Annotated in this window: 12 protein-coding genes and 1 pseudogene; 6 read left to right on the forward strand and 7 right to left on the reverse strand. The window is 36.3% G+C overall.

Annotation, left to right across the window (positions count from 1 at the left end):
- Positions 1 to 355: 355 nt before the first annotated feature.
- The 3 genes and pseudogenes from Q7P22_RS14005 to Q7P22_RS14010 form a co-directional block, all read left to right on the forward strand.
- A pseudogene (locus Q7P22_RS14005) lies at positions 356 to 630 on the forward strand (IS982 family transposase); the annotation flags it as partial.
- A gap of 17 nt (positions 631 to 647) precedes the next feature.
- A complete protein-coding gene (locus Q7P22_RS15060) occupies positions 648 to 719 on the forward strand; it encodes a transposase (protein ID WP_302050946.1) in 72 nt (23 codons plus the stop codon).
- A gap of 161 nt (positions 720 to 880) precedes the next feature.
- Complete coding sequence (locus tag Q7P22_RS14010) at positions 881 to 1,939, forward strand: glycosyltransferase family A protein (RefSeq protein ID WP_278340852.1); 1,059 nt, start codon at positions 881 to 883, stop codon at positions 1,937 to 1,939.
- 164 nt (positions 1,940 to 2,103) lie between these two features.
- Here the strand turns inward: Q7P22_RS14010 and tnpB are convergent, their stop codons facing one another.
- On the reverse strand, positions 2,104 to 2,232 hold the full coding sequence (tnpB, locus tag Q7P22_RS15065) for an IS66 family insertion sequence element accessory protein TnpB (RefSeq protein WP_278340851.1): 129 nt from the start codon (positions 2,230 to 2,232) through the stop codon (positions 2,104 to 2,106).
- A 1,022-nt stretch (positions 2,233 to 3,254) separates the two neighbouring features.
- Here tnpB and Q7P22_RS14015 point away from each other — a divergent pair.
- Positions 3,255 to 3,707, forward strand: coding sequence for a hypothetical protein (locus Q7P22_RS14015; RefSeq protein WP_254259160.1), 453 nt, complete (start codon positions 3,255 to 3,257; stop codon positions 3,705 to 3,707).
- Between the two features lie 272 nt (positions 3,708 to 3,979).
- Here the strand turns inward: Q7P22_RS14015 and Q7P22_RS14020 are convergent, their stop codons facing one another.
- From Q7P22_RS14020 to Q7P22_RS14045, 6 genes are all read right to left on the reverse strand, one after another.
- Complete coding sequence (locus tag Q7P22_RS14020; RefSeq protein WP_278340850.1) at positions 3,980 to 5,443, reverse strand: helix-turn-helix domain-containing protein; 1,464 nt, start codon at positions 5,441 to 5,443, stop codon at positions 3,980 to 3,982.
- 117 nt (positions 5,444 to 5,560) lie between these two features.
- Positions 5,561 to 5,881 carry a DNA-packaging protein gene (locus Q7P22_RS14025; protein WP_046813866.1) on the reverse strand — a complete coding sequence of 107 codons (321 nt, stop codon included), beginning with the start codon at positions 5,879 to 5,881 and terminating at the stop codon, positions 5,561 to 5,563.
- 15 nt (positions 5,882 to 5,896) lie between these two features.
- Entirely contained in the window at positions 5,897 to 6,382 is a 486-nt protein-coding gene (locus Q7P22_RS14030) for a hypothetical protein (RefSeq protein ID WP_303865017.1), read from the reverse strand.
- A gap of 109 nt (positions 6,383 to 6,491) precedes the next feature.
- Positions 6,492 to 6,794 (reverse strand): hypothetical protein, encoded by a 303-nt coding sequence (locus tag Q7P22_RS14035; RefSeq protein WP_046813867.1) that lies wholly within the window; start codon positions 6,792 to 6,794, stop codon positions 6,492 to 6,494.
- Positions 6,795 to 6,796: 2 nt separating this feature from the next.
- Entirely contained in the window at positions 6,797 to 7,234 is a 438-nt protein-coding gene (locus tag Q7P22_RS14040) for a hypothetical protein (RefSeq protein ID WP_278340848.1), read from the reverse strand.
- Entirely contained in the window at positions 7,235 to 7,453 is a 219-nt protein-coding gene (locus Q7P22_RS14045; protein WP_278340847.1) for a helix-turn-helix transcriptional regulator, read from the reverse strand.
- 119 nt (positions 7,454 to 7,572) lie between these two features.
- Here Q7P22_RS14045 and Q7P22_RS14050 point away from each other — a divergent pair, with 119 nt between their 5' ends.
- Positions 7,573 to 8,166 (forward strand): helix-turn-helix transcriptional regulator, encoded by a 594-nt coding sequence (locus Q7P22_RS14050; RefSeq protein ID WP_278340846.1) that lies wholly within the window; start codon positions 7,573 to 7,575, stop codon positions 8,164 to 8,166.
- A 319-nt stretch (positions 8,167 to 8,485) separates the two neighbouring features.
- On the forward strand, positions 8,486 to 9,637 hold the full coding sequence (locus Q7P22_RS14055) for a site-specific integrase (protein WP_278340845.1): 1,152 nt from the start codon (positions 8,486 to 8,488) through the stop codon (positions 9,635 to 9,637).
- Positions 9,638 to 9,766: the final 129 nt, after the last annotated feature.

Consider the following 9,766-nt stretch of genomic DNA (forward strand, 5'->3'; position numbering starts at 1 on the left):
TTAGTTATTTTTGATCTTTTATTTAGTAGAAATTAGCACTTAAAGTAGAAAAGTGAGTTGGCTATTTTAGGATAAATTCAATTAATAAGAATCTTGATATAATAGGCTTTGTGCTTGTTGTGATGTTTTAAATTTAACTAGAATTATTGTTTTTAGGAGCAATATTAGGAGCAATATTTTTTTAGTTGGAGCAAGCGAGTTAATCAAAGGTTTTTAATTATTAATCACGTGATATAATTAACGCTGTATTCTATATCATTATACGCGTGGTGCTAGTTAAATCGTTTTAGTTAATAAAAAAGTCCAATCGGACTAGACTCAAGTTGTAGTATCAGAAAGAAAAGGGTCTGATCTGATTGAACTGATGGAAAATACCCATCCATCTAATTACTATCTTCTTGGCGACGAAGGCTATTTAGGCAAAGAACTGCATCAACAGCTAAAACAAATGGGTTATGAACTTTAGACGCCTTATCGTAAAAATATGACAGGAGCTAAAAAGCACAATGATCATCAATTGATAGCTATTCGCAGAACAATCGAGCACGTAGTCTGATAGGCTTTCAAAGCCGGTTGGAAATTGCAATTTTAGCTTATAATTTGGCTTATTGTCTAGAACGATTTAACTAGCACCACACGTACTTGAACTGTCCAACAACAGAGCAGAACGAGCAGTTAAAGAGATCGTCATGGAACGCAAGAACTGGCTAGTAGTATAAGCGCCAAAGCCATGGTTATCATAATCAAAACTACCAAGCAAAAGCGTGAACTTTTTATGATGACAGGAGTACCGATTCTGTATGTGTTGATGTAGTAGAATTGATGTACATGACTTGTAAAGGCTGTAGCAATATATTGATTTAGAATAGGAATAAAGTTTATGTCTATCAAGACAACAATCAAACATATAATAGGAATGGGAGCACCACTAATAAGGGTTCGTAGTAAGATGCCACATACAGTAGCAGAGAACTTGCTAGCGGAGTATTCACCGGATCCTAACACGACCTGTGTAGCACATAATAAAATAGATGAGAAGTATGACTTGCACATAATCGTAGCTTGCTATAACGTAGAGGATTTTATAGTAGAATGCTTGAATTCTATTATGAATCAGGATACGAAATATTCATATATTGTAACTGCTGTAAATGATGGATCAACTGATAGAACGGGCGAAATCTTAAATAAATATTCAAACGATTATCCTGATAAATTAGAAGTAATTACTCAAGAGAATAAGGGACTTTCGGGTGCCCGCAATAGTGCATTGAGGCGGATAAAAGGTCGGTATGTGACTTTTGTTGATAGCGATGATGTTTTAATGCCGAATGCAGTTGAATCATTAATGAACCACGCTGAAGACATTACTCAAGGTAGTTATTATAATTTTAGAGTAGGTTCAAAAGGAGACGTAAAACGTCAAGTAGTTTTGGCTACTCAGCTATCTGGTTTCCCTTGGGGTAAGATTTTTAAGGCTGAAGTGTTGGAAAAATTCAAATTTCCAGAAGGGTATTGGTTTGAAGATACACCGATTTCGTGCATTATGTACGGCATGGGATACCGAATGAATACGATACAAGATATTGTATATGGATATCGCTTAAATCCAAATGGTATCAGTGCAACAGCTGGCCATAGTAAACGAAGCATTGAGTCATGGTATATAACCAAGAAATGCTATGAGGAGTATCCGGATTTTGGCGTAGACTATGATCAACGTGCATATGATTATCTGCTAAATCAATGCGTTATGAATGAGAAGCGGACGCGACACCAACCAAAGAAAATCCGAGAGGCTATTTTTACTTTGGAATGTGAACTAATGATGAAATATTTTGCAAATTTTAGTACGCAAGATTCTAATCTCCGGAGAATAGAATCAGCTTTGAAAAAAAAGGAGTTTGTAAGTTTTGAATTATTGGCTTGTGCTGAATAAATATTGCGGTTAAGTATAAATTCTTGGTAAGCACCCAATAGTGCGGTATATTAAAATCCCATCCTAGCAATGCTAAGATGGGATTAATCAGTTTATGGGACTTTACTTACAGTGGAGCTGAACATTTTCTGGCCTGGTAAATAGGCTTCCAGATATTAATTTTTTTAATACGGACAGCTTATCCAGAAAAAAGGATCAAGGTTGAAGCTTTTCTTAACTATGTAAGCAAGCGATTCGATCCCTCGGCGCATGTCGGTCTTACCGCAAACAATGAACAACGGGGACGTATTCACCGTTTATGTTTGATTTTAATTTTGGCATTAAGAATCTATATAGTGTTGGGTATATCGAGCAGCCACAGCGAGGCCAGGATATCGTTTTAACTTAATTAGGCGAGAATGATGAACTCACTAGTTATCCCCGTCCTGAACAAGAGAAAATGATATGATCATATTGGGATAAGAAAGATGAGGCACGCAAGAAGAAAAATAAAATAAAGCAACAAGAGATAGTTGATAATTCTGCGAACTCAGATGACAAAGAAGATACGGATAACACAAACTGGAAGTTACAATATGCCTTTTATCGGTGCAATTAAGATTAATTTTGCACTGATAATTAGTTCATTGAACTAAAAAAACGCCTAAAAAGGCGCTCTCTAAAACAATTAACGAACTAAATTATAACATCCCCCGCCCGTCTTTAATTCAGAAAGAGCGCACACATTTCAATTATCTTTCATGTAAGCGACAATTTTAAAAATTTTTAGGTAGGGGGCTTGTATTTGCTACTCATTGATATAACTGTACTTAAACCAAGAAAAACAGTTAATTTGTGTCTGCTTTACGCTCTATTATTGGGGATACTTATGTACTTTCGGACAATTAAGACACCCTAAAAAGGAAAATAGCTGAATTTTCCGCAGATATTTCCGCAAGCAAAATAAAACGGCATCCCTTTTAGGGATGCTTTTTGTTTATTCTTGAAATTTGCCGTCTATTCTTTGCTATGCTGAATTTAAATCTTGAACACGTGTAATCATACTAAGGGCTAATAAAAGCTCTTATATTCCCTTAAAATGATAATCAGAGTGAAACTGAGGTTTTTTGAGGCTGAAAGAGTTGCGGATTTTTGGGATATAGGTGGAGTTTTGCTAGCGTAGATGCGTGAATTTATGTAAGGTTTTGTAAGGTTGAATTGTCCATTTTGTCATGCAATAAAAAAGAGCTTGCCTTGCTTTGCCGTAGGGTTTTGTTAGGGTATTTTAAACTCTAAATATTTAAACGCACTGTAGGAGGGCTATAGGGGGGCTATCATGGCTGAAAATGCTGAAATACTACAAATTACTACAAAAGATTTCTTTGATAAGTATTTCGATGTCTTAATGTCCATAGCCGGACGCACTAATACCGAATTGCTTCCCGAAAATATATCTAGTTTTGAAATGTTGGATAACAGGTATCTACTAAAAATAAGACGTGCGGACACGTTGGTATATTGCACTGGTAAAGCTTTTAGCGATTGTCAGAATAAAACTAAGAAACCATATAAAACAATCTTGGTAGACTGTTATCTAAATGACATGACTAATCTTGAAGTAGCGAAAAAAGTTGGATATTCTCGTTCACGGTTCGGAACTTTGAAGCAAGAAGCACTTGCTGAATTTACCCAACGTTTCAATTACTGGATTCAAAACCAAAAGTTCAGTCCATTGGTGCAACTGATGAGCCAAAAAAGTAATATGCAAAAGTCGCTAGGGGTTGACTAAGGGTTTTCTAATGGCTAGTTGCCCGTTGTTGGCTTTCAGCTATGTACATGCTCTTAGAATTGCGATGTCAGCATAATCAAACAAACATGCACGCCTATATATCTATTCTTATCTTGCCTCACCTAGCCTTGCCTTATCTCAGTATCCATTTTGTGTCCATAGGGCAAACGTCAGCATCATTTACTCTTTTTAGGGACTGGCTATCTCGGCATTTCTAATCATTGCAAAACAAAAACGGCTGTAAGTTGATACAGTCGCTTTTTTAAATTAAACTAATTCGAATTAATTTTATTTAGATAATTGCTAATGTTTATCACTAGCTCCTTAACTGATATTGATTGTTTTTGCTGAATAAGATAATCAATAGCCTTTTCAAAGTCATACAGGGTGAAGCCCTCTTTTAATCGTTGCTCAATTAATGGTCTTTGATTTGTTATAGGGTAGTGTTTGCCCGTTTTGCTATTTAGCATTTTGTGTAACTGGTCAACTTGATATTCAAGATTGAAGCCGTCGTATGGCTCATACTGGCTCTTTTGTTGTTTAGGCTTAGGTGCATTGCTTGCATTCCTTGAAGTAGTGTTCCCAGTACCAGTAGCCTTTGCTTGTTGGGTAGAGGGTTGATCTTGCTGTTTATCCTTAGTCCCAACTTCTGAACCACTTTTCCCAGTTTTAGTAGCCTTTACCCGTTGGCTAGAACGTTGATCTAATTCGTTTAGGTCTGCTTCTAATTTTGCTATGTCTTCTAGTGATTCATTCTCTTGTTGAATAGGTGGTGCATCATTAGCGTTAGGGATGCTGTCATAATATACAGGCTCTTTTAATGGTTCGCCAACTTCAAACGGGTCAAAGGGGTCAACTGCGCCCCGTTGACCTTTATTAGAAGGAGAAAATGAATAATTTTCTCCTTTATTAATCTTTATTAGAGTTCTATTAGTTGCTAGTTTTTTGCATAGGTGGATACTCATTTTTTGCATAGGTAAAACGACATTTTTTGCATAGGTGGATACTCGTTTTTTGCATAGGTTGTCGGGCGCACAGTAGTCAGTTGCGCCAGTGCTTGAACGCACTTTTTGCCAAAATTTTATAGCTGTATGAATATCATTTTTGCTTTTTTTGTCAGAACCACTCAAAATAGATGTCATTTTTAAAGGAACAAGTGTAATTTCGACATTAATACCCTTGTTAGAAATTAAATTGATATATTTATTTTTTTCTAGTTCCTTGAGTTGGTAGCGGATAGTCCTCGGGCTCTTTTGAAGCTCGTCTGCTAGTTCCGATTTAGTAACACATATAATCAGTGGCGCATCTTCTTGGTATTTGTCAGTATTAATTTTAATGAGCTTCTTTTGTCTAGAATATAGCGAACCGTATAGGAGCATAGCTCCAATACTAAGATCATGATTCCGCACGATTGCGACTGGAATTAGTAGAAATTTTTTAGCATTTAGCGGTGGTACGGTAACAAGCCGACCTTTAAAGTGGGGCTTTTGCTTGCTCGTAATCAGTCCTAAATTCTTTAAATCACGTATTGCTCTTTGAATTGATGCAATAGACCTATTAAGCCGTTCTGATAATGCTTTATCAGTAATAAAACATTGTTTGTGTTTGGAGTACAAGCCGTTAAGTTCCCCGTATACTAGCAATGCAAGAGCAGATAGCCTATAATTTTTTATTAAGGCGGTCGGGATATGCAAGTTAGGATTGATATTAGTTTTTTCGCTCTTAACATTATTCATTTCATGTTTCACCGCCTTTCTAAATAAAAACATCCCTGTTAGGTTAGGGATGTTAGAATAAGCCTTTGATTAGCTCGTTTGCGCCAACAAAATAGTTAAATCATTGGCTTAATATCTTTACTGAACGTCCTTAACTACTCCAATAGTTAGGGGCTTTTTTGTTTGTTCCATTGCTTTCTGAGACGGCATCTCGTGAGCTTTTAACCATGCGGTTATGCTTTGCTTGCCGTAGAGCTTGCGCCCGTCTATAACCGCTACTGGCATTCCTAAAGAAGCCCAGAAAGTAATCGTAGATTCAGCAACGCCAAAATATTTGGCTATTTCTTTGCGGTTCAAGTAGGGACGGGTATTAGTTGCTTGTTTTAGCCCGTCTTTGATAGTGGAATAAATAAGCGACTTAATTTCTTTTACTTGGTTGTCGTCTAAAATTACTTGCATGATTGATGCTTCTTTCTAGTTGAAATATTTATTGTCATAACGGTCAAACCATTCTTGCTGATCTGCTAAATCTAATGCTAATTGCGCAACTTCACGCCACGTGTGAGATGCTCCATAATTAACACCGTCTATAGTTTCCCAACCTTGATTTTCAGCATTGTCTACTAATGCTTTGAGCGTATCGATGTCCTTAGTCATGCGATGATCTCGCTTATCGTATTGCTTTGATGCTTTTAGAGTAGGCTTAGGATTAGGTATTTTGACAACGTTCGGGCGTTGATTCTTGCTGTATGCGTCCAAAGCGTATTTTGCTTCTTGCAAGGGCATTAACTGAGTAGAAATAAGAATGAATTTAAGATCAGATTCTTGTTTACTTTGCACTAAGTCGCCTTGCATTAGAGCCGTAGTGTTTTGATCGTTGCCGTCATGGAATATTTCAGCATCTACACCATTTTCAATAAGTCGCTCTTCATAGTCTTTTGAAGCGTCCTTGCATTTCAAGAAATCAGTTTCGGGACTATTAGAGCTGAGTTGATAGAGCTTTTGTCCAATTCTAATAACATCGTCATTATTGATAAGATATTTCGTCATTTTTGATTTTGCCTTTCTATTAAAAATTTGCTTTGAGTTCGTGAGATGCAAGCCGTTTGGTTTTAGCGTTCCATTTATCAAATTCTTTTTGATTACAGAACCATTGATTTTTGAAAATGAAGCCGAACGTCTCAGCATTGAATTTAAAAACCGCTATTCTTATTTGTTCTAGTGTCGTCTTAATAACTCTATCGTGAGTTCTGATAGTTACAGTAGTACAAGGATTGCGGTAGCTAATAGAGCCAAAAACGGGGTCGTCTAGTTGCTTTAATCCAATAATTGCATCATTGATTGTTATCTCTTTGTCTTTTGATTGTTTCATTTTTAATTTTCTCCTTTCGATTCTTGGTTCATGTCTGCAAAGAGTTTGCGTCCTAGTGGCGTTGATCTCATTGCATCGTGAACCTTGTTTCTTTCTGCGAGTTCGTGAGCATCTCGGCTCATAAAGTCTAAATACTCTTGAACGTCTTTAAACTTGTAATACCCGTTATCCCGTGTACTACCAACGTCTAGGGACTTTGATTTCAATCTCTTAACAACGTCTGATAATTTTCTTCTACTGATACCTAATATTTCAGTAAAGTAACTGCTAGGTCGGGCGTTTTCCTTGCCAGTCGATAGCAAGTTATAAACTCGTTTCTCTATACTTGTCAGCTTTGCATCCCCGCTAGGGAACGTTAATCCGTCAAGATTAAGGGTCATTTGTGCGCTTACTTTCGACTTGTTGCTTTGCATAGTCTTACTGGATTTGGTCTCGCTCATTTAGTTCGCCTCCTTTACAAGATCATGGTTATATTGATTAACCAACCAATCATTCAACTTCTTAAAAGTTGCTGAATTAACGTTACGGTGATCGTGCTTGAAGATGTCAATTAGTGTCCATTTGCTAACGCCAGTAGCATTAGCTAAGCTCACAATAGATAAATCAAGTTCGCCACGTTTACGCTTAATTGCTGTAGCTTGTTGATCTGTTAGCTTCATGTTCTTGCCCCCCTCTCTCAATCTGAGAATATTATAATACTCTCATTTTGAGAAAGTCAACGTAAATATTCTCATTTTGAGTGAAAAATGATAGTATATCAGTTAGGGAGGTGAGCTAATTGCAGAACAGATTAAAGGAACTAAGGCAAAAAAATAACCTAACTCTAAAAGAATTAGGTCAAAAAGTTGGGATGGCAAATAATACTTTGAGTCAATATGAAACAGGTAAGCGTGAGCCAAAACTTGAAACATGGAAAAAATTAGCTGATTTTTTTGATGTACCTGTTTCTTATCTGCAAGGATTTGGATTATCAAACGAACAAGCTATAAATATTGCGTGGGATTGGGCATATAACAAAAGAAGTTATGAAAAACACCCAATGAATAAACTACTTGAAGCATTTTTTAAAGAAAATTATAGTCGTGAAGAAATAAAAGAAATATTTAAAAATAAACAATCCTTTGCTCACTTTATGAATAAAATATTTAAATCTGTTTTTAATTACTATTCTTTGTCTAAGATGAAAAATCAAGACGACTTAGAAAGGACGCTTGCTATGTGCGTTGGTGCTTCAACCAAGTACGGTGTATATGATTCAGTTATAGCGCAACTAGATAGCGTAGATTTTAAAAACGACAGTGATGAAAGAATACATGAAGTGTTAGAGGGAATATTAACTGATATATTTATGTACATTGATAAGGTTAAATGAATTATCAGTTTATTAGTTATTTCTTTTAGTAATTAGGTTGATAGTTCATCATCCCTCGCACTGGAGGTTTATAACATCTGCGTAAAATTGCGCACGTATTGGATTGCTTCAAAAGCTAGGCATTGAACCGCCTTAATTTAAGTGGTCCTTGTGAGTGGTCGTTCTGTATACGTGCTTTATTGTCCCGTCTCGTTAGGGATGAAACGCCTTTGCATGTCTTTATTTTTCACAACTTATCACAAACCGTGATATATCAATTACTCATTAAAAACCTTTGATTAGCTCGTTTGCGCCAACAATCGAAAAGAGGTTATGACTAATGAATAATGATATTAAGGAATACACCACGCCCAGTGGCAAGAAACGTTATAAGTTTGCTATCTATGTTGGTAAAAGCGAGGTTACGGGGGAGTCAATACAAGCCCGCAAACGTGGCTTTAAGAGCTATGAAGATGCTTTAAAATGCTACGCTTTGATTAGTAGCAAGATAGCAGATAACACTTATACAGGGCTAGAAATCAAAAATCATAAAGTATCCGATGTTTATCGTGTTTGGCTAGATTCGTACAAGGATACGGTAAAGACGTCTACTTTGGTAAATGTAAAGCAATTCTTTAAGAACCATATCTTAAAAGATTTAGGTAGCTACTATATCGAACGACTAACGCCTTTTAAATGTCAGAGTGTCGCTCAAAAGTGGGCGCTTGAATTGCCAAAAACATTTAATACATTGATAATTTATTCCAATAAGCTGTTAGATTATGCGGTACGGTTCGATTACATTCGAAAAAATCCAATGAGAATGATAATCAAACCTAAAAAGCAAGTGGAACACAAGGAGTTCACCGACTTTTATACCAAACAGGAACTAAACGCTTTTTTAAAAGCATCTAAAAATGAGAATATTAAGATATATACATTCTTTCGCTTGCTTGCCTATAGTGGAATGCGCAAAGGTGAAGCATTAGCGCTTAAATGGTCAGATATTGACTTTACTAGTAGTACTATTAGCATTAACAAAACGGTTTCTATTGGTAACAAGCATAGAGTAGTGGTCAACAATACTACGAAAACCAAAAGAAACAGAGCAATTTCTATGGATGCTAGAACGATGCAATTATTAAAAGAGTGGCGTTTTCAGCAAAGACGGGACTTGCTACGGCTAGGCTTTAATCCTTTTGATAAAGAGCAAGTAGTATTTCAAAACTTCGATAATGAGGTTGTGCGTCCAAATCTTGTAGCGGTGTGGAATAAAAGAATCTGCGATAAGAACGGGCTAAGACGTATCAAAATACACGGTTTTAGACATACTCACGCTTCTTTATTGTTTGATGCGGGTGTTCCTATGGAAGACGTAAAACAACGGTTAGGACATGCAAGCATTCAAACTACAATGGACATATACACTCACGTTACTAAGGACAAACAAGACAAAACGGCTCTGAGTTTTGCTCAATACATGGAAAACTAGGTCAAAAGTAGCAATATTCGGAACAATATTTTTTAGAAATGCTCTAAACGCTTGATACTGTAAGGCAAGAAATAAAATTAGCACTTAAAGTAGAAAAGTGCTAATTTTCTCTTGCATTATCTTCAAAAA

Source organism: Alkalibaculum bacchi (genome assembly GCF_937875145.1).
In the GTDB taxonomy this organism is placed as follows: Bacteria; Bacillota; Clostridia; order Eubacteriales; family Alkalibacteraceae; genus Alkalibaculum; species Alkalibaculum bacchi_A.

Bases quoted from the DNA above. Each gene is read 5' to 3' on its own strand.
- Q7P22_RS14010 (WP_278340852.1), top strand. From the start codon at position 881: ATGTCTATCAAGACAACAATCAAACATATAATAGGAATGGGAGCACCA.
- Q7P22_RS14015 (WP_254259160.1), top strand. From the start codon at position 3,255: ATGGCTGAAAATGCTGAAATACTACAAATTACTACAAAAGATTTCTTT.
- Q7P22_RS14020 (WP_278340850.1), bottom strand. From the start codon at position 5,443: ATGAATAATGTTAAGAGCGAAAAAACTAATATCAATCCTAACTTGCAT.
- Q7P22_RS14025 (WP_046813866.1), bottom strand. From the start codon at position 5,881: ATGCAAGTAATTTTAGACGACAACCAAGTAAAAGAAATTAAGTCGCTT.
- Q7P22_RS14045 (WP_278340847.1), bottom strand. From the start codon at position 7,453: ATGAAGCTAACAGATCAACAAGCTACAGCAATTAAGCGTAAACGTGGC.
- Q7P22_RS14035 (WP_046813867.1), bottom strand. From the start codon at position 6,794: ATGAAACAATCAAAAGACAAAGAGATAACAATCAATGATGCAATTATT.
- Q7P22_RS14055 (WP_278340845.1), top strand. From the start codon at position 8,486: ATGAATAATGATATTAAGGAATACACCACGCCCAGTGGCAAGAAACGT.
- Q7P22_RS14040 (WP_278340848.1), bottom strand. From the start codon at position 7,234: ATGAGCGAGACCAAATCCAGTAAGACTATGCAAAGCAACAAGTCGAAA.